The following is a 21179-nucleotide window of genomic DNA, read 5'->3' as shown; positions in this document are numbered from 1 at the left end:
AAACCATCCCAATCTATGCCAGCCTATCCCGGAGTAGCCCAGGTTTATCTCGCTCACCCCTTGGGGTTTATCTCAGTCCTAAACATGAAAGGACTTTTGTGTTGATGTGGCTTGCCTGTGGCGAGGGGGCTTGCCAGTTAACTCCCTCCCCATCGCCCCCCTCATGACGGTCTCTGACTGCTCAGATGAAACTCGGCATCCAGATGAATGGCCTGTAAAAAAGCGTTGTCGTGAGAAACGACGATCAATGCGCCCCGGTACTGATTGAGCATCTGCTCCAGCGCCACTTTACTGGGCAAATCCAAATGGTTGTCCGGCTCGTCGAGCAACAGTAACTGCGGTGGCCGCTGTGCATACAACTGCGCCGCCAAGGCTATTTTCAGGCGTTCGCCACCACTCAACTGACAGGTGTTGAGCGTCGCTCGATCCGCATCAATACCCATCTGCGCCAACCGCGTTCGCGCCTCGGCTTCGGGCAACTCCGGATTGCTCTCATAGAGCCATTGCACCGCCGTACGTTCGGGGTGCTGTAATCCGGCGTGTTGATCCAGCCAGCCGACATGGCAACTGCGGATGAGTTCGCCTTCGCGCACCGGCAGTTGGCCGGCGATCACTCGCAACAGGGTCGACTTGCCGCTGCCGTTGGCGCCCAGGATTGCCATGCGCATAGGCCCCGTCAGCGTCAGATTGACCGGCGCCGCGTAACCGAACGGGAGAATGACGTCGTTGAGCTGCACAATCAGCTTGCCATTAGGCACTACACTTTCCGGAGACAGCATCATGCGTTGAATGTCCGGCGCACACCGCGCACGGGCCTCGGCGATACGTTGTTGTTGCTGCTCCCGGGCCACCTGTTGATTGAGGCGCAATTTTCCCTGACTGTTTTCACTGCGCTCTTTCTGCGCATTGGTGATCAGTTTGGTTTGATTGCCGTCGCGGGCCTGACGGTCACCACGCGCATTACGCCGTTGCTGACGCTCCATCTGCACAGCCATCTCACGTTGCTCGCGCTTGGCCTGTGCCCGCTCTCCTTGCAATGCCGACTGGAACGACTGCTGCTCCTGCTCGCGCGCCGCCGCATACTGACTGTAGTTGCCGCCATAAGCCGCCAGCCCCAAAGGTGAAAGCTCGACGATTTCGCTCATGTGTTCCAAAAGGCCGCGGTCGTGACTGATCAACACCAGACCGTTGGACCAGCGATCGATCTGCTGCGCGAGCTTATGCTGCTGATCAATATCCAGGTGGTTGCTGGGCTCATCCAGAATGAGCCAGTCGGCCCGAGACAACCACGCCCCCAGCAGCGCGACCCGTTGCCGCTCGCCCCCACTGAGGACGTCGGTGTGCGAGTCGGTATTCAAATGGCCCAGGCCGATCTTCTCCAGCTCCGCCTCAAGGCGTGTGGCGCAATCCCATTGATCGACCGCCAGCGCATGGTCCTCATCGTCAACGCTACCCTGGGCAATGCGATCCAGCGCCGCCAAAATAAGATCGACACCTGCCAACGCGGCAACGGTGGGATAGCGCTCGGGCTCCAATAACTGCGCCACGGTGTATACCTGACCTTCGCGGCGGACGATGCCGCTGCTGGGGCGTTGTTCACCCGCCAGGAGGCCGCCAAGCAAGGACTTGCCACAGCCATTGGCACCGACGATGCCGGTGGCCCTGGAGTTGAAGGTGTGATTCAAGTGATCGAACAGAACGCGCCCATCGGGCAGGTTGTACGACACTTGATCAAGTTGAAGTAACCGTTGAGTCATGACGCTTCCTTAAACAACCGGCCCGATAGGCACGGAACCTCTCCCTGATGGTGCGCAAGAGCACCCGGCGGATGTGCAATGACCGTGAACACGGCGCCCGCCCACATTTGAAAATAACCTTCAAACAGCATGCCGGCCCTGATCGACGTCGAGAGATCTTGCATCACCCTCAACACCAGACATCCCGAGGGCAGATGGACCTCGACCAGGCGCGCAGCATCGAAATCAAAATAACGGCCAACCTGCGGAAAAACGGCCTTGAACAGACTTTCCTTGGCTGAAAAAGCCAGGGTCAACATCTGCTCACAAGGCCCCAACATTCCAAGGTAACGGGCTTCCTGGCGGTCGACGATGGTGTCGCTGATCTTAACGGCGACCTCTGGTGCCAGCCAGTTCTCAAGGTCCAGGCCCAGCAGTCCGACCTCGCAAGACTGGGCTAAGCAACTGAGGGCGATAGTTGATGTGTGGCTGATGGAGCCGACCCAACCACTCGGCCATATCGGCTGGCGATGTGCTCCCGAATGGACCTGCACCGGCGCGAGATTGCGCTTGGTGCACAACTGTCGGCTCAACCAGCGCCCCGCCAGGTATTCGGCCTGACGGCTTGGCACCGCCCGGACAATAGCTGGCGGACAGTCGACACCCGCACGGGGGTACAAACCAGGATCAAAGCGCTCCAGGTTGAAGCGCCCCGACACCGCCGTGACTGCCGCCAGGCCCATGTCTAGCGACTTGATATCGGTAAGGAACCCGTCCAGTGCGCATTGGCCCAAGTCCTGTTGGGTACAGGTCGGGTTACTCAAGGTTGCCGAGCCTGTACGAAGTCGAGCATCAGTTCATTGAAGCGCCGCGCAGCGGTCAACGGAATGAAATGTCCCTGATCGGCAAACACTTCCAGTCGGGCGTTGGGCAGGCGCTGTAACAGCGTCACATCCGCCCCGCCGATGACTACATCCTGCTGACCATGAACAATCAACGTCCGTACAGCAATGCCGGGAAGTTGCGCACTGAAATCCAGTTGCCCGAGCATCTGGTAATAACGGCTCAACGCGCTCATCGACGCCCCTGCCCCGACTTGCTCTGCGATGCTCTGCCGAGGTTCGAGCAAGATATCCAGGTAATCGGCATGGGCTTGCAGTTCAGCGTTCAACTCGATGGTTTTACCGAAGATATCATCGCCAAAACATGCGGCGGTACTGATCAGGATCATCGACTCGACCATTGCCGGGGCTCGGCGGCACAGCGCCAATGCGAGACACCCCCCCAACGACCAGCCCACCACGGGAACAGGATGGCCCTCGAGCTGTTCATTGATATAGGCCTCGATCTCCAGCACCAGCCCTTCAAGGCTAAAGCGCCCCTCATCAAGCGGGGTGCCCTGATGACCGGGATACGACGGGATATGCAGGGCGAAACCTTGGCGCCTCAGGACATTGACTTGTTGCATCCAGGCCTGCGCGCTCATGTTCAACGGTGGCAGCAGCACGATAGCGCGTCCTTGCCCGATTTGTGTCCAGGTCATTGGCGACCGGCTGACCGACGTGACGGCATCCTCCCTGGAAGCGGCAGACGAAACGGGCTGTAACTCCTCGAGTGCCTGGGCTAGAGCGACGATGGACGCAAAGTCAAAGACATCATGAGGCTGCATCCGACTGGCGCCTGCACCCAATTGGCTCAACAGTTCAATCAACGAAATCGAATCGACGCCGTAATCACGTAGCGAACGGCTGGTATCAATATCGGCCTGCTCGAAACCGAGCAATCGCGCCAGATCACTTTTCAGCGTGTCCAGAACACTGCTACGTCGCGGGCTCGATGCAGCAACGGGTGCCTGAGCAACGATCAGTTCAGTTCCCACCCAGTAGGGCTTGCGATCAAACGGGTAACCTGGCAGTTCAATTCGCGGGTATCGGGCCGCGTGCCCGATGTCGTACAGCGGCAGGTCGATACCTGCCAACCATCGCTGCAAGCGTTCGGCAAGCACGGTGTCGGGCAAAACCTCGACCTTTGAGCAGCCTACGCCGAGCTGCTCTGTCGGTGTTGCTAGCCATTGCTGCAATTGCGTCACCAAAGACAAACGAGTCGAAGCCGTGACAGCCAGACGCAGACGATACGGCTGGCTCCCTTTGCCAAGTGCCACACTGAGTGCCGCCAATTGATCGTCCGGCAGTCCATCGAGAACGCCCAGTACCTGGCGGATACGCTCATAAAGGCTGGGGCTGGATTGAGCGCTGATCAGAAAAGCCCAGGGGCCTGGGCTATTCTGCGGGTCAATCTTGCGCGGCTCCGGCTTGCCGAGCACGAGGTGAGCATTGCTACCGGTAAATCCAAAGGCACTGACACAGGCATACGCCTTGTCGGACGGCCAGGGAACTGCCTGCTCGCTGACCTTGAACCGATCAAGATCCAGAGCGGTATTGAGGGAACGCGCTAGAGGCTGGCCCGGAATGGTGCTATGACGAAAGATCAGCAGTGTTTTGATCAAACTGGCCAACCCGGAACACACCAGTGTGTGGCCAATTACGCTTTTCGAGGCGCCCAGATAAGTATCGTAAGGTTGTGCCTGAGCTCGAAAGCCGTTGACCAGCCCCGCCACCTCAATCGAATCCCCCAAGCGCGTGCCAGTTCCGTGGGCCTCGACGTAGCCGATGCGCCCCACCTCAATGCCACAACGCTCGTAGGAACTGGCGATCAGCGCCGCTTGAGCCTGACTGTTGGGCGCCATCATGCCATTGCTCATGCCGTCATGATTCAGGCTGATCGCTTCGATGCTTGCCAGCACATCCAACCCGAGTTCCCGGGCTTTGCTGGCGCTCATCAACATAATTGCCGCCACGCCCTCGGACGGGACGAAACCGTCGGCTTCGTCACCGAAGGCGTCGCAGTGCCCCCGCGCCGACAACATGTTCGAGCGCTGGGCAAACTCGAAAACCTCCGGGGTGGCAAACACCGAGACCCCAGCCACCAGTGCAGATTCACATTCACCTGCACGTAGTTGTGAAACGGCAATCTGCAAGGCTGTCAATGACGATGAGCAAGCGGTATCAAGGCTCACCGAGGGGCCATGGAAATCGTAGAAATAAGACACTCTTCCCGCCAACGACGACGTGGCGTTGCCAAGAAAGCTGTGGCTGCTGAAAGCTGATTCAGGCTCCTGCGCCAGCAGAAACTTGTAGTCTCCGGGCAGGCCGGTGCAAAACACCCCGCACTGCAAGTCGCGCAAGGTCTGGACCGGCACGCCGCAGTTATCCATTAGATGTTGCACGGTTTCCATCAACAATCGTTGTTGCGGGTCCATGCAGCGCGCTTCGTTGGGCGAGATACGGAAAAACCCCGCATCAAACTCGTCCACATGCTCCAGCAGGCCGCCATGGACCGCCGTTTCGCGCAGAGACTCCCATCGCGTGACCGGGGCAACGCAACGCTGACCGGCCATCAGGTTCCGCCAATAGGTCGACAGCGAATCGCTGCCAGGCAAACGGCAGGCTGCCCCCACAATCACCACTTTTTCGGCCGATTGCGATTTCAGGTGTGCTGTCATGTTGTGTGTCTCGTCCGTGTGCATGCTCTGCTCCTGTGATTTCAGCGATTGCCCGGCTGAACCTGTGATCCATCGTCAAACCAATACCGGCGCGTATCGAAGGCATAACCTGGTAAATGGAGCCTGCCCGCCTGCGGGTACAAGGTCGGCCATTGGACCTCCCCCCCGTGCAAATACTGTTCGCGCAGGTCATGCCATTGCCCGTCGACTTCGGGCGCTTCGGTGCCTCGCTCAACGTGGTGTACATCCGGAGTCTGTTCCGCGCGCAATGCATGCAACAACGCATCAACGGTTCGAACGCTCCAAGCCAGGCGATATTCAAAATGCTCGCGTCCGGCCCCAAGGGTAAACGCGATGTCAGCCAAAGACTGTGATCGGCCCTGTGGCGAATCAAGGTGAACAAGCAAGGCCTGCTTCATTGCCAGCAGTGAGTCACGGCTGCGGGCAGACAACACGATCAAATGATCCCCGTGTATCGACGACGCCCGTGCGGCGAGCGCCGGTGGTTCAGATAGGACAACATGAGCATTGGTCCCGCCGAAACCGAACGAGCTGATTCCGGCGACGCGATCGTGCCCCTCCCAAGGTATATTGCGATCCAGCACCTTGAACGGCGAGCCTTCGAAATCGATGTAAGGGTTGAGCGTGCGCAAATGAAGGTTGGCAGGCAGCAACCGGTTCTTGAATGCCAGAATCACCTTGAACAGTGACGCAATCGCGGCGGCCGGTTCTAGATGCCCGACATTGGTTTTGACCGAGCCCAGCAAAACCGGGTGCTTCTGGCCGGGTACCAGCGTGTGCCAGGCGCCCTTCAAGGCATCGATTTCCACAGGATCGCCCAAGCGCGTCCCCGTTCCGTGAGTTTCGATGTAACTGACTCGGGCTGCCAGCGATGGCGAGTAGGCGGCAAGCAACAGACGTTGCTGCGCCTTGGGGTTGGGTGCCGTCAGCGAGTTGGCCCGCCCTCCGTGATTCTCCTCGGCGGCCTCGATCACCGCATGAATGCTGTCTCCGTCGCGGCGAGCATCGACAAGTCGCTTGAGCAACAGGCTGCCAACCCCCTCCGCACGAACGTAGCCATCGGCTTCGCTATCGAACGTGGCACAACGAAAGTTCGGCGATAGCACGCCCATGCTTTGCGCCGCTTCGGTCATGTCGCTGTCTATCAATAAACTGACCGCACCGGCCAGCGCGTAGTCGCACTCCCCCCGTTGCAGCGAAATGACGGCACGGTTCACCGCCACCAGTGCACTCGAACAGGCGGTATCGATAGACTGGCTCGGGCCTTCGAAATCGAACAGGTAGGACACCCGATTAGCCAGCATCGCATGGGCATTACCGGTGGCGGCGAAGGGATGAAAACTCTGTCCGGAACGCTGGAGTAGTGTCTGGTAATCGCTGAACTGAACGCCAGCGAAAACCCCCACGCGCTTGAGCGAGGACGGCGTGTAACCTGCATCGAGCAACGTGTTGTAGCACGCTTGCAAAAACAGTCGGTGTTGTGGGTCCATCAGCATCGCCTCGCGCGCCGATATCCCGAAAAAACGTGCATCAAAGTGCCCGATCTCGGGAATAATCCCGGCATGGCAGGCCTTGTCAGGCCAGCGGTCCACCGCTTTGATCGCACTGCGATTGGCTAACAGCCCTTCCCAGAATCCGGCCAGATCCTGGCCGCCGGGCAAGCGACCGTCCATTCCGATGATCGCAATCCGTTGGTCATCGACGTCTGGATCGATGGCCAGCGTTGCCATCGGTATCGACGACGAACGTGCGTCTGGACCTTGCGCTTTGATGGGGGCCGCAGACTGCGCCCCCCGTTCACGAAGGTAATCAATCAACTGCACGACTGAGTTGTACGTGAACAGCGTATTGGGGGCCATCGGCACCTTGAACTGTTCCTCAATATCTTGCGCTAACTGTTGCAACATGACCGAGTTCAAACCCAGGTCACCAAAACTGCAACGATCATCGATGTTTTCAGGCAGCAAACCGGTCAACGCGCTCAAAAGCGCTTTGAGCCGAAGCTTCAGTTGCTCCGGTGTCGCCGATCCCCTGCTGGTTTCAGCGATGGCCACTGCGTCAGGCGCCAGCGCTGCGCTGCTGCGCAATCCTTCAGGAGCAACACTGCGACGGATTTTCTCGCCGTCGCCAACGAACGGGGCAATCTGAGTCATGCTCGAGTCCACCCCATCGATCAACCTCACCAACAGGTCGACGCCTGCGGCGGGGGTCAGCGCTTGCATGCCGTAGTTGTCCTGCAAATAGCGACTCAGGGCAACTCGACCCTGTGGGTCGGTATCTTGTTCCTCAAGCCACAAAGGCCAGTTCACCGACAGACTCAGCCCACGACGATGACCACGGGCAACTTGCCGCTGACGACCGCCGGCAAACAGGTCCAGATAATAGTTGGCCACGGAGTAATCAGCCTGGCCGATATTGCCGAACAACCCGGACACCGATGAAAACAACACGAAGAAATCCAACGCTACATCAGCGGTTGCGCTATCGAGATGGCGAGCGCCGTTGAGTTTTACCGCTATCACCTCCTGGAAGTCCGCCAGTTGTTTATTGCGCAACAGTCCATCCCGGGTGATACCGGCAGCATGCAACACACCGTGCAACGCGCCATGCCTGGCAATTACCGTCTTGACCAGTTCAACCACTACGGCGCTATCGCCTATGTCAGCGCTGATGTAATCGACGTTTGCCGGCGCGGCCAACCCGGCAAGCTTGTGTCGGATCGCTTCCCCCGCTGGGCTCCGACCGACCAACACGACCCTCGCATCGAACTGGCTGATCAAGCGTGCGGCAACCGCCAGCCCGATCAGGCCCATCCCCCCGGTTATCAGGTAGACGCCCTTGTGGCGAAAACGGCTGCCAGTCGCTACGGGCCAATGAACTTCACGCAAGCGAGCCTGCCAGCGCTCACCGGCCACATGCCGACTGACACTAAAGCCGTCAGAGGCATTAGCTAGCTCATCCAGCGCTGACAGCAACAGCTCAGGCACACGCTCGAAGTCGTGCGATGAGACAGTCATCGACACCAATTCGAATTCGGGCTGTTCCATTTGCAGCACGCGGAACAATCGGCTCACGGCCCCCGCTGCGGGCGTTGGCCAGACCTCCAGCCCTTCTTCGTGGACAAAGGCCATCCGATAACGGGCGCCGGCGGCAATGATCGCCTTGGCTAGCGTGAACTGCCAACACGCCCATGCGGCCTGCATGTCCTCGCCCGAACTTTGCACCAGATTGATCAGCCACGGTCGCTGCGCCACCTCACCTGAGGCATAGCGTTGCAAAACTTGCCGGCAATCGTCGATCGAATCACTGCGCACTTGGGCGAAATGATCGTCCAGACGCAGGCTGTCACCGAGCGTGACCACCACAATATGCGGTTGGTCGATCAACGCCCGAGCCTGTGACGGATTGCAAAAGACAATGGCATCCTGACCTCTCGCACCCGATGCCTGAACGGGCCGGGATTCCCAAACGGTTTGAAAACACACGGGCACCGAGGCCTTCGTCAACGCCGAAGCGCCTTCCTCCACAGGCTTGAGCGAGGCAGCGCCCGTCGGCCCGGAGGGAACGAGCTCTTCGTCCCAATACGTTTGTTCTTCGAATGGATAATGTGGCAACGACACCAGCCTACGGCTGTCATGCATCGCCGCGAAATTCAGTGCTTCCCCCGCCAGGTAAGACGCTTGAAGGGACAGCAGGGTAGACCGCGATTGATCCACGACGTCGGGCACGCCAGCCGCGGCATCCTGCAACTGTTGCTTGAAGCGAGCCAGGTTATCGCCAACGAAACAAACACGGTGGACAAAGTGTTCACGTGCGACGCCCAAGGTATACGCAATCGCGGCAAGGCTGACCTGTGGATGCTTGTCGATCCAGACGATCAAATCGTTGATCCGAGCCTTCAACGCCAAGGGTGTGCGCGCCGAAACAGGCAACAAATATTCCACCTGTGACGCAGGCCCGAGCGACGCATCAGTGTACTGCTGAACGATGACATGCGCATTGGAGCCCCCGGCACCGAACGAACTGAGTCCAGCCAGCAGCGGCGTGTCAGCGGTCCAGGATTCGGTGTCGCGTGGCAAGCGGAAATCAGTGTCGGCCAGGTTCAACCAGGGGTTTTCGATTTCACAGTTGAGCGTCGGCACTCGCTTCTGGTGCTGGAACTGCAGCAAGATTTTGACAAGGCCAGCCAGCCCCGCAGCCGATTCAAGGTGTCCGATATTGCTCTTGATCGAGCCGATGCAGCGTCGCTCACCCTGACGAGTGCCATAGGCCGCGTTCAGTGCATTGATCTCGATCGGATCGCCCAGTCGAGTGCCGGTACCGTGGGCTTCCACATAATCGATCTGGTTGGCGTCCACACCGGCCTTGCTTAACGCTTGGCGAATGACCTTCTCCTGGGCTCTTGCCGAGGGCACGGTAAAACCGCTCGAGCGCCCGCCACTATTGAGCGCAGAGGCACGAATGACCCCGTGTATCCGGTCCCCATTGGCTTGCGCCTTGGCCAGCGGCTTGAGCATCAGGGCGATGGCCCCCTCTCCCGGAACATAACCGTCGGCTTCGATACCAAAGCTGTGGCACCGTCCGCTGGGGCTCAGGAAACGCCCTGCCGACAGCAATTTGAACTTGCCCGGGTGAGGCATGATGTTGACCGCACCGACCAGGGCTTGGGTGCATTCCCCGCTACGCAGACTGTTGATCGCCAGATGCAGGGCGGTCAGCGACCCCGAACACATGGTGTCGACACACAGGCTCGGGCCTTGGAGATTAAAGGTGTACGAAATGCGGTTGGCAATCGATGCAAATGAACTGCTGGTCACCGTGTTGGCAGCGTTCAGGTTTTGATAATGACCGAACATCGCAGCGGTGAAGACCCCAGTATCCTCCTGCGGATCGGCAAAATGTCCCGAGTCTTCCAGGGCGTGGTAGGCGATTTCCAGCAAACGCCGTTCCTGTGGGTCAAGACGCGTCGCCTCGACCGGGGTGATGGAAAAAAAGGCTGGATCAAACTGCTTGGCCCGCCGCAAAAAACCGCCATGACGGCCATAGCTGGCGCCCGGTTGTTTTGGGTCGGCTGAGTAATCGAGCTGCCAGTCCCAGCGTTGCGCGGGGATGACGCTGATCGCCTCGGACCCGGACCCGGACTCAAGCAACGTCCACAACTGGGCCAGGTTATCCGCCCCGGGAAACTCGCCAGCCACGCCGACAATCGCGATGTCGTCCGGCCGATAGTGAGCACCGAGACCAGGGGCGACATCAACCTCCGGGCTCACCGCCACCGTTGCCGTCACGACTGCCGAGTTGATCCCCGGCGCCATCTGCGCCTCAACAGTGTCCAGCACGGCGACAATCTGCGCTTCATAACGATCTATCAGGAAACGCACAATCTGATTGATGCTCGAGTATTCAAACAACAGCGTCTTGCTGATGCTGACCGGGGTTTGGGTCGACAAACGTCGCGCCAGTTCGGTGGCAATGTTGATACTGGCCACCGAATCCAGGCCACGCTCAAGCAGATTGTCGTGTACCGACGGATCGGTTATTCCGCTGAAGCGCCGAACCACCTCTTGCACCCACTGCGTCAGGCGGTCCTCAAGGTTGATGTGTGCGCCAGGCGTGGACGTAATCGTCTCGATGGCCAGCAAGGGCTTGGTCGGCCCACCCCCTTCACTGGCAAATGCCGCAGCGAGCGCCTGGGGCTGGGTGCCGAGCAAATACTCACTCAACGCGGTCACCGATGAGTAATCGAAAATCAGCGCCTTGCTCAGGGAGACCGCGACACCGGTGCCGTTCAGTCGATGCTCCAGGGCCGAGACAATGCTGATCAGCGCCGAAGACGTCACGCCCAGCGCCACCAGCGATGCGTCATGCGACACATCGCGTAAGCCGCTGTAGGTATAAACCAGTGAACCAATCCACTCACTGACCTGAGCTTGGGATGGCAAGCACACGGCAGCCGGTGCATCTGCTGCGCCTTGCCCGCCACCGGACGGGTTCAGTGCGCCAAGTACTGCGCGGCTGCCGACGAAGGCCACCAGACGCGGTGCAGCCTGGTCGAGGATGGTGCGCAATGCCGCCAAACCCTGCTCATCCGACAGGGCCAGTAATTCACTACTCCCTTCGGCCATTTGCATGCCCTCGGAAGCCCACAACCCCCAGTTGATCGACTGCCAGCGAGCGCGACCGGCTGGCGCCTGGCGACTGACAAAATCGGTCAGCTCATCGATAAAACCATTCGCAGCGGCGTAGTCGGCCTGACCGACATTGCCCACCAGCCCACTGAGGGAACTGAAGTGGCAAACAAAGCCTGGCTGTATCAGGGGGTCCAGGGCCCAAAGATTCAAGCTGCCGGCAATCTTGGGCAGCAGCACCCGCTCGACATCGGCACCGTTTTTGTTGATCAGCAAGCGATCGGCCGTCGTACCTGCCAGGTGAAAAACCCCGTCGATGGCGCCATAACGATCCTTGAAATGATTCAGTGCCCCCGCCAGTGACTGTCGGTCCGTCACATCGGCCTGCACATAAGAGGTCACACCGTGAGCCAAGAGCATTGCGCGTCGTTCGTCATCCACCGAGGAACGCCCAACCACACAGACCTTGGCCTGATACTCACGGGCCAGCCACCGGCAAAGCAGCCGCCCGACACCACCGCCGCCGCCCGTGACCACATAGCAACCGTTGTGGCGCAAGGTGGATCCCGGACTCGACTCGACACGATTGCCCACTGGCTCAAGTTGCTCACGCGCCAGGGTCTGCCCGTCAAAGCGATGCCGTACGCCAGGCTGGTCCAACGCCGTGGCAATCGCCTGGGTCAACGTCGACGTCAACGCACCCTCAACGATCAGCGAGGCATAACGCAGGCGGGTCGTTTCCTGGCACGCGGACAACCCCAGGCCATCGAGCACACTGGCCGCCAGGGCGTCGCGACGGCGCAGCCCCACCAGCGCGACGGCTCTGGATTGGCTGATCAGGCCCTTGAGCAGCGCCAGAAAAACCTGCGCACATTGACTGACCGCAGGGTATTGCTCAACCGCTGGCGGGCATTCGCCAGACAATGCACAAAGGACGGTGTGCGCACGGCTCGCGTCGAGGCGCGACAGGAGTTTTTCCAGTTCATCCGGCGCGGCCAGACGCTCAATGTCCGTCTGAATGACCAACAGCCCAGCGGTGCTGCCCCAGCGTGCAAACTCATCACTGTCAGTCAACAGGACGCTGGTGCTCAACACTGGATCCGAACCGGAAGCCATCGGTGTCGGGACGAAATGACGCTTGAAAATATCCATATCAAAAATATCTCTCGGGTAACCATCGAAGCAGGCGTGCGGGCAGGCCCTTTGTTCGCTTAGCGGATGTACCGCCCGTCCAGGTACTTCATCGCCAGATCGATGTAATCGGGGCGCGTGGAATGGCGTATGCATTCGAAGAAAAACATTTCCCGAGTCAGCACGCGTATGCCTGCCTGCGCCAGATTGGCCAGCGCGTGCTGGTGATCGAAAAGATTACGGGCGCTGCACGCATCCGCCATCACGCTGACCTCATAGCCCAATTCACGCAGCCCCAGTGCCGACTGCAGCAGGCACACATGTGACTCCGCCCCCGCCAGCACCACCTGCCGCCGACCGGTGGCCTCAAGCGGATGGGCAATCGAGTCATGCGAGCTGCAGTCGAACCAGGTCTTTTCGAGGTAAGAGGCGGCGCCCGCCACCTCTTTCAATGCCTGGGACGGTGCGCCGAGTTTGCTGTGTTCGATAATCAGCGTTGGCACGTCGAGGGTCTGTGCCACATCGGCGAGCCAGCAGCAGTTGTTCAGCACTTGCGTGCCTTCATGCAGCAACGGAATCATTTCCAGTTGCATGTTGAAAATAACCACGCATACGTTGTCGGCCTTGATCAACATGATGAAACTCCCTGTCAGATGATGTGTTCGCCAAGCCCTGGGTCGGCTTAAACGATGACGTCCTTGATGAACTTATGAGACTGACTTTTGTGCAGCGAGGTGCCTTTGGCGGCAGCGAACAAGAGGTTGCCCAATGTCGCCTTGAAGCGTTCGGAGGGTCGGTGTACCCCCATCAGGTCCTTGATGACATTGAACTGAATGGTGGCCAGGTTGTTGTCGGCATAAGGATGGTCGGCACCCAATCGGTGGGCAATGACCATACCCGACACTACCGCCCCTTCGTGGCCGGTCAGTGAGGTGTCGGTGCCGCAATACCAGAGCTTTCCAAGCCCTTGAATGCGTCGATAGCGCGATTTCTGGTAGAAGTCGATCGGACGCAGCTTCGGCAACTTCCAGTGCTGTTCATGAACCTGCCGATCAGGGGCGATCGCCTGTTTGGGGTCGAACGTCACCAGCACCGGTTCACGCACATGGGCATAGGGCGCCAGGGCATTATTGATTCGCGTCAATTGCCCGTGGTCCGTGCCCTCGAGGCCTGAAGGTCGGGAAAACTCGCAGTACTCACCGCGCCCGCCTTCGACCAGCACCTGTTCGTCGGTGTGCAGCACACTGCGGGTCGGGACATAGTCGAAACGCGAAAGAATGTCCCGTTGCTCGACGGTCGGAGCTTCAAGCAACTTAAGGGTGACATCGGCGTGCGTGGCAAATACCACACTGTCGAACTGTTCAATGTCGCCTTGTTCGGTCTCGACCAGCCAGCCGCGACCGGTGTCCTTGCGCACTTGCCGTATCGGGCACGCAAGGCGCACCCGCGCGCCCAGTAACTCGCCGAGCAGCAGCAAATAACCATCGATGCCGCCCTTGGCTTTACGCCAGACGCCCGGCGTAAAAAACGACAACAGACTCATGTTGAACGAGATCGCCACGTACATGAGTGTGTATTCCAGCGAAGGCGCATTGCACCCGGAAAACGTCGTCAACAAGGGCAGCAGCGCCTGTTGCCTGAAGGCTTCGGAGTAGTTGCGCTCGGTCAGGAACTCGCCAATGTTGAGTTTCTTGTAACGCGGATCACCGCCGCTGAGCACCTGGGTCATGTCCAGATGAAAACGGTCGATCTCATCGGCCAGTTCACCCCGCAGTCGCCCCCGGCCATGGAGATTGCTCCAGGCATTGTCAACCCCAGGAAATGCCGCGCGAAACGACATGGGCGCGATGTAGGTATCGATGCCCAATTGCTGCAACATCGCGAACAGGTTAGGGGCCAGGCGCTCGTTGAAATACTCCACCCCCATGTCCACGTGAAGCGTGTCCTCACCCACACTGAAATGGTGGGTATAGGCATGGCCGCCCAAGCGCGGTCCGGCCTCGAACAGTGTGACATCGTGCAGTGTGCGCAGCTGCCAGGCGGCTGTCGTACCTGCCGCGCCGCCGCCAATAATTGCAATCCTTTCGCGTTTCATATCGACCTCGTCCGTGTCTGTAAGCGCAGTTCAGTTGTGCGCAAGCAATTGAGCGTTAAGGCGGGTCAAGACCTGGCCCGGTCCGACTTCCTCGAAAGCAATCTCGTCAAAGCGTGAACACAAGGCTCGAATGCTTTGGGTCCAGCGCACCGGACGAATAAGCTGCAAGCCCATTTCTTCCAGCAAGTGCGCCTCCCCGAGACGCTCGCCACTGGTGCTGGAAATAACCTGTGTGCCGGGAGAACCCAGGGTCTGTTGTTGCAGGAACGCGACATAGCTCAGCCGGGCCGGTTCCATGTAGCGGGAATGAAAAGCTCCGCTGACGGGAAGCCGCACACAACGCAGGCTGTGCTGTTCCAGCGCTTTGCACGCCGCGTCGATATTCTCGGACTTACCACTGATCACTGCCTGCACCGGGCTGTTGTAGTTGGCGATATCAATTTGATGAAATTGATGTTCAAGCAGCAACTCGGGTAGCCGTTCGACGTTCTCGCCAATGATCGCCGCCATCGCCCCACCCTGCACCGCCGCCATCAACTCCCCCCGCTTGGCCACCAGCCGCAGGCCGGTCGCCAGGTCAAAAGCCCCAGCGCCGAACAACGCGGCATACAAGCCCAGACTGTGGCCGATCAACAGTTGCGGCAGGTCACCGGCTTGCTGTTGACGTTCAAGCCAGGCCAGGCAACTGACGAAAAAAATCGCCGGCTGGGTGTAAGCCGTCGAGTTCATGCGCAGGGAATCTTCACCGTTGCACAGGGCGGTAATCGAGTAACCGAGAATGTCGTCGGCGATTTCGCATTCCAGCGCATAGCGGGCGAACAACTCCCGCCCCATACCAGGGAACTGGGATCCCTGGCCGGGAAACATACCTATCAACATGAGCGTTCCTCTCTTAATCCAGGTCGAAGGCCACGATCCGCGCCGGTTTGTGGACCGCCAAAAAATCGCGGTCGACGCCAGTAGGCCGCTCGGCTTTCAATGCGCTTTTATGCACCACCACCGATGTCAGCTCACGCATGACAATCAGCGGTTGGCCTTGGCCGTCACTGAAGAGCAAATCAAAGGTCACCGATCGATCACTGGCCTGTGCCGGACGCATAATGCAGTGACAGAACACCGCTTCATGCTCCGGAATGCGCAATACCTGACACTCTCCCAAGTGGTAAGGCACCAGCAGTTCGTCCGCGCCAAGACTTTGCAATTGCGGAATCAAAATGGCGGTTTGCAGGCCGCCATCGAGCAGCGCTGGCGATATCCGGTAACCCCAGTCGCGTCCTGCATCGAGCAATGTCCTGACGCTGTTCTGCCCCACCTTCGCCCAACGCAGAGGTCGCAAATCTTCTCCGTACTGGTAACCCAGCCTTGTGAACTGCCGGTAAATCTCCTGATGCCCCAGAAAGGTCGACGAGGGTTCGGGAGTTGGCCAGTTCACCACCGTATTTTTGACAGCGGGTTGCAACAACCCTTCACAGTAGATCTGTGAGTGATCCAGGGAGCGCAATTCGAATCGCTCGCCGGTGATGTCCAACAGCACATCATCCAGATCACGAATGACACTGCGCCATATCACGGCCTTCAAGGTCACGTCGCGGCGGTTCTCCAGGCAGTGCGCGAGCGCCCACGCGGCCGGTGCGATCTCAGTACCAAGAATCGAGTGTTGGCGTACGAGATCATTGGCATGATGGAACGCACTTTGTGCCGACTTGACCCACGACCGGGTTTTCTCGAACGGATACCCGGGTAGTGAGATGACCTCGCGCAGGGGAAAGAATGCTGACCATGCAATGTCCTGCCCCGCCCTGAACGCCAATACCAGTTCGGCAGCCTGAGCCGCCTGCAGCCGACCGTTGCCGGCCACCGCTTGAGCAATTGATAGTGCATTGACGGGATCGGCAGCCGCAGGCGTACGCTGCTGTAAATCTTCTCGCAGCAGACTCAACAATTGCGCCTTGCTTGAGAACACGTACCCCTGGCGATGGGCGAAATGTTCCCGCGCACAACACAGGGTGTAGCTGACGGCGGTGAGCGACGGATCGTGCTGCTCCAGCCAATCGTGCAGCGCATCGATTTGACGTTGCAGACCCGCCTCGGTACGCGCCGACAAAAGCGCGATGTTCACCTCGGCCGCCGGCTGTTCCATGGGAGCCGGCACCGACTGCAACACCGCGTGGGCATTGGCTCCGCCGGCACCAAAAGAACTGACTGAGCCGTACAAGGTTCCGTTGGCCGGCAATGCCTGGGGTTGTTGGACCAAGTAAAACGGCGTGTCGGCGAGGTTCAACAATGGGTTGATCTGCTGCGCATTGATCGAGGGGGCCAACGTACGAGCCTGCAACTGCTTGAGTACCTTTATGACGCCGGTCATCCCAGCCGCCGACTCCAGATGCCCGACGTTACCTTTGACCGAACTGATGGCGACTGAGCCCGATGCCACTCCTTTGAACACGGCGCTCAGACCACGAATCTCGATCGGATCGCCCAATTCGGTACCAGTGCCATGAGCTTCGACAAAATGGATGTCGGCAGGCGTCAGCCCGGCACGCTCAAGGGCCTTGCTGACAACCCGCGATTGCGCTTGCGGGTTAGGGGCCGAGTATCCGTTGGATTGGCCACCGGCATTAATGGCCGTCCCGCGAATCACACCGTAGATACGGTCATTTGCGCGGATCGCATCAGCATAGGGCTTGATCAGGATCGAGCAGATACCTTCACCGTCAACAAAACCGTCCGCCGCCGAGCCAAACGGGCTGCAGGTGCCCGACCGCGACAGCATGTGCAGGCTGCAGAGCTGCTCGTAATGACGCGGGTTAACAATCAGGTTGACTCCACCGACCAGCGCCTGGGTGCAGTCACCGCTCCGCACCGCCTGACACGCCAGGTGCAGCGCGGTCAGCGACGCCGAACAGGCGGTGTCGATGGCCATGCTCGGCCCTTTGAGATCGAACAGGTAGGAGACACGATTGGCAATGGACCAGAACAACGACGTCGGCGTCGGATCCGTCGGTTTGTCGGGCCGATGCCAGGCATAACCGCCATTCATCACCCCGACGAAGACGCCGGTTTCACTGCCCTTCAGATCACCGCGCCGGTAACCGGCATCGGCGAACGTCTGATACGCGTTCTGCAGGAAGAGACGCTCTTGGGGGTCCATCCGCTGCGCTTCAAGCGGTGTGATATTGAAAAACTGATAATCGAACGCATCGACGTCCCGCACAAATCCACCGATCGAGGTGTAGCTGCCGCCTTCAAGCGGACTGCGCGGGTTCTCAAAACCTTCCAGCGGCCAACGTTGGCCAGGAATCGAAGCGGTGCACTGGCGCCCAGCCTGCAAACTGGCCCAGAACGTCTGTACATCATCGGCGTCGGGAAACTGCCCCGCCACACCGACGACCGCCAGATCATCGGCACGCGCCAGCGACGCAGCGTCCATGCCGGCGTCGGCGCAGGACGGTTGCGCGGGCTCGCGCAGTGATTCGTTGGCCACCTGCGCAGGCACTGAAGCCTGCGGCCCTACGGCATCGGGGTAATGCTGTTCCAAGTAGGTCGCCAGCCTGTCGACGGTGGGATACTCGAACAGCAACGTCGCCGGCAGGTATCCAAAACGTTCACGCAACGGTTTGAGCAACTCCAGAGAAATGATCGAATCGATGCCATATTCCTTGAACGGAACCGTGTCCTCTAGCTCATCGGGCTCCATCAACATGGTCTCGGCGATCACCTGGCGCAGGAGCGCGCTGGCCGGCCGCTGCGAGGTTGGCGCCGCTGCGACGGCAGTGACAGCTGGCGCTTGCGACGGTGGCGATGTCGGTGTTACTGCGACTGGCGGTTGCTGTGTGCCAGCGGCGAGTGGCGATATGGCGCCGGCCGCCCGCTGCACCACGTCGCCGAACTCCGTCAGGAAGTGCCGTGCCAGACGCGAGACGGTGGGATGTTCGAACAACACGGTGGCCGGCAAGTACCCAAGGCTTTCCTTGAAGGGTTTGAGCAACTCCATCGCAATCAACGAATCGACGCCGTACTCGTTGAAGGGTTGGTTCACATCGATTTCGTCTTCATAGGCATGCAGTACATCGGCGATCACCTTGCGTACCCAGTGCTCGACCGACGTCTGGGAATCAGCGACATCGCCAACGTTCGGGGTTGCTTCGGTCACTGCCGCAGACGTAGCGCCTGCGGGCTCAAGCCTGGCAACGATCACCTGCTGATCGTCGGAACCGTGGCCGATCGTTGCACTGAATCCAGCGTCGCTGAGCAACGATCGCCAGGTTGCGGCTGCCACCAACGGGCTGTTGGGAATCCGGTAAGGATCAACACTCAACCACCAGCCCTCGGTCAGGCCAAAGGTCAGCGTGGCGTAGTCCTGGCAGGACGTTATTTCATTTAGGATGAATATTCCTCCAGGTGCCAGTCGATCACGTACATTGGCCAGGGTTGCCGGGAGATCGGCGGTCGCATGGATGACGTTCGTCGCGATGATGACGTCGTAACGCTGATCGCTGGTGGTCGGCTGTGAGATGTCGCAGAGCTCGTAACGCACAAATCCGTACTCGACAAAACGGCTGCGCGCCTTGTTCAAAAAGGCATGGGACAGGTCAGTGAAGGTGTAAGTAGCGTCCGTCCCTTGCAATACCGGGAGCACGAATTGACAGGTACTGCCGGTGCCAGCGCCCACTTCAAGCAACTGCAAGGGTCGTGCTTGTTGACGGGCAAACCTGTCGACGACCTCTGCCACAATACTGTTGAAGTAATCAGCCAGGGGATTGTCCCGGTACACCGGCTCGACCAGAGCGAAACTTCCTTCGGGGAACAGCACGGTCAACGGGTCGATTTCACCACTGAGAATTTGGGGATAGCGCGCCAGGCAAGCGTCGAGCAACGCGACATGTCCGACGCTTTCCGGAAACTCGCTCAACAGTTGTTCACGACTGGGGCCTTGGCTTTGTGCAATGACCTTGATGGCGGCCACCAGTTTTGCGTGTCGGGGTACTGTAACCGCTGGAATGGTGGTCTGCGCCAGGCGAGCGCGTGCGTAATTTTGCAGTCCCAGGGACAAGCCAATATTGCGGCGTACGCTCTCACTGTCGGCATCAAAGGCCGGAACGACTGCAGCCAGCAGCGATTGCGCAGCGTTCACCGGGACCTCTATCCCACTCTCCGGATGGGGGCTGATGCGCAGCCGCTCCAACGCTTGCGGCGACGCCTTGACCACGCTGATCTGGGGGACGGTGCTATGCAGCAAAGCTTCGATGATTGCCAGCCCCTCCGGCGCCTCGATCGAACCGATCTGTAGCTTTTGCATCCGTTCACGGTAGAGGGGCGAAGCCACGATCCCGATAGTCCCCCAATACCCCCAGTTGATGACTTTGGTGTTGACCATCAGTACGTCACGCAGCAATCCACCCAGTGCGTCCTTGCTGACACAGGCCGCCGTGTAGTTGGCCTGACCTGCGTTGGCAATGTAAGACTGGATCGAAGAAAACAGCAGGACAAAATCGAAGTCTCGCCCACGGACTGCATTCAACAGATTGACCATGCCGTGCAACTTCGGCTCCAGCACACGCATCAACGCGTGCTCGGTCATGTTGCTGAGCACCGCATCATCGAGCACCAGCGCTGAATGAATAATCCCGTCTATTTCGGGATAACGCGCCAACAGTGCCGCGACCGCGCCAGCATCAGCCAGGTCAGCCTGTTCATACACCACACTGGCGGCCAAGGGGCGTAGACCAGCGAGCAGTTCATCGGCGCTGATGCGACGGCCGACGAGAATCAGACGGGCCTGATAACTACTGGCCAGGTATTGAGCAAGCATGCTCCCCAAACCACCGGTAGCGCCGAATATCAGGTAGGTGCCACCTTGTTTAAAACCTTTGGCAGTCTCGACCCGTGCCAGCGATTGAGCAGCCAGGGTTTGTGTCCACCACTGATGGTCATCCAGGGTGATTGGTTGGCCGCTCTCGACCGTGAATTGTCCGTGTAAGGCAGCCCGAAAAAGCGCCTGGGTGAACGCCGCCAACGAGAAACAGCGCACGTCCCAGCCACTGAACTCCTTGGCCGCCGTCTGCCCCAGACCGATGTAGACACTGTCGACCGGATGGGTCGGCGCTTCAGCAGCCGGTGACACAATCGACTTGACTGTCACGATGTCCAGCCGCAGATGCGCCAGTTTGGACAACCGCTTGGTCATCTGTAAAAAGACTTTGATCGCCTGATCATCGATGCCATCTCGCCAAGGCGTGACCGACATGAAAACAATGCGCGAAACCGCACCGCTCTCGACCAACTGCCCAATTCGCTCGACGTTTTCGGCATTGAGCAGCAGCGACTGCGCATTGGGCAACCACTGCTTGAGCGATTCGAAAGTAGCGACCTGCCTGGCCGGAACCACAATCAGAATGTCGCCCTCGATGCAGGAGCGAGTGTCGGGCTGCAGCTTCGAACACTGCCACCGAGGTGCGTATACCAATGATGCAACCTGGGAGAACGGAAGAACGGGCTGGCTCATG

Annotated in this window: 8 protein-coding genes; all 8 read right to left on the bottom strand. The window is 59.2% G+C overall.

Annotation, left to right across the window (positions count from 1 at the left end):
* Positions 1-161: 161 nt before the first annotated feature.
* The 8 genes from EYC95_RS21245 to EYC95_RS21210 are packed head-to-tail and all read right to left on the bottom strand — an operon-like array spanning position 162 to position 21178.
* Positions 162-1757 (bottom strand): ATP-binding cassette domain-containing protein, encoded by a 1596-nt coding sequence (locus tag EYC95_RS21245; protein ID WP_131062082.1) that lies wholly within the window; start codon positions 1755-1757, stop codon positions 162-164.
* Positions 1754-2560 carry a 4'-phosphopantetheinyl transferase gene (locus EYC95_RS21240; protein WP_131062081.1) on the bottom strand — a complete coding sequence of 269 codons (807 nt, stop codon included), beginning with the start codon at positions 2558-2560 and terminating at the stop codon, positions 1754-1756. Before EYC95_RS21240 ends, EYC95_RS21245 begins: the two co-directional genes overlap by 4 nt.
* Positions 2557-5322, bottom strand: coding sequence for an alpha/beta fold hydrolase (locus EYC95_RS21235; protein ID WP_131062080.1), 2766 nt, complete (start codon positions 5320-5322; stop codon positions 2557-2559). Before EYC95_RS21235 ends, EYC95_RS21240 begins: the two co-directional genes overlap by 4 nt.
* Before the next feature lie 17 nt (positions 5323-5339).
* A complete protein-coding gene (locus EYC95_RS21230) occupies positions 5340-12599 on the bottom strand; it encodes an SDR family NAD(P)-dependent oxidoreductase (protein WP_165557487.1) in 7260 nt (2419 codons plus the stop codon).
* Between the two features lie 59 nt (positions 12600-12658).
* Complete coding sequence (locus EYC95_RS21225) at positions 12659-13213, bottom strand: isochorismatase family protein (protein WP_131062078.1); 555 nt, start codon at positions 13211-13213, stop codon at positions 12659-12661.
* A 47-nt stretch (positions 13214-13260) separates the two neighbouring features.
* Positions 13261-14673, bottom strand: coding sequence for an FAD-dependent oxidoreductase (locus EYC95_RS21220; RefSeq protein WP_131062077.1), 1413 nt, complete (start codon positions 14671-14673; stop codon positions 13261-13263).
* Positions 14674-14703: 30 nt separating this feature from the next.
* Positions 14704-15552 carry an ACP S-malonyltransferase gene (locus EYC95_RS21215; RefSeq protein WP_131062076.1) on the bottom strand — a complete coding sequence of 283 codons (849 nt, stop codon included), beginning with the start codon at positions 15550-15552 and terminating at the stop codon, positions 14704-14706.
* 13 nt (positions 15553-15565) lie between these two features.
* Positions 15566-21178 (bottom strand): SDR family NAD(P)-dependent oxidoreductase, encoded by a 5613-nt coding sequence (locus tag EYC95_RS21210; protein WP_131062075.1) that lies wholly within the window; start codon positions 21176-21178, stop codon positions 15566-15568.
* Position 21179 lies beyond the last annotated feature (1 nt).

The organism is Pseudomonas sp. BGI-2 (assembly GCF_004310295.1).
Classification (GTDB): Bacteria; Pseudomonadota; Gammaproteobacteria; order Pseudomonadales; family Pseudomonadaceae; genus Aquipseudomonas.
The sequence above is the reverse complement of the archived record's forward strand: the minus strand, read 5'-3'. Positions and strand labels throughout refer to the sequence as shown.

What these genes read in the sequence shown, in the direction of transcription:
- EYC95_RS21245 (WP_131062082.1), bottom strand. Translation starts at nt 1,757, where the DNA reads ATGACTCAACGGTTACTTCAACTTGATCAAGTGTCGTACAACCTGCCC.
- EYC95_RS21235 (WP_131062080.1), bottom strand. Translation starts at nt 5,322, where the DNA reads ATGCACACGGACGAGACACACAACATGACAGCACACCTGAAATCGCAA.
- EYC95_RS21230 (WP_165557487.1), bottom strand. Translation starts at nt 12,599, where the DNA reads ATGGATATTTTCAAGCGTCATTTCGTCCCGACACCGATGGCTTCCGGT.
- EYC95_RS21225 (WP_131062078.1), bottom strand. Translation starts at nt 13,213, where the DNA reads ATGTTGATCAAGGCCGACAACGTATGCGTGGTTATTTTCAACATGCAA.
- EYC95_RS21220 (WP_131062077.1), bottom strand. Translation starts at nt 14,673, where the DNA reads ATGAAACGCGAAAGGATTGCAATTATTGGCGGCGGCGCGGCAGGTACG.
- EYC95_RS21215 (WP_131062076.1), bottom strand. Translation starts at nt 15,552, where the DNA reads ATGTTGATAGGTATGTTTCCCGGCCAGGGATCCCAGTTCCCTGGTATG.
- EYC95_RS21210 (WP_131062075.1), bottom strand. Translation starts at nt 21,178, where the DNA reads ATGAGCCAGCCCGTTCTTCCGTTCTCCCAGGTTGCATCATTGGTATAC.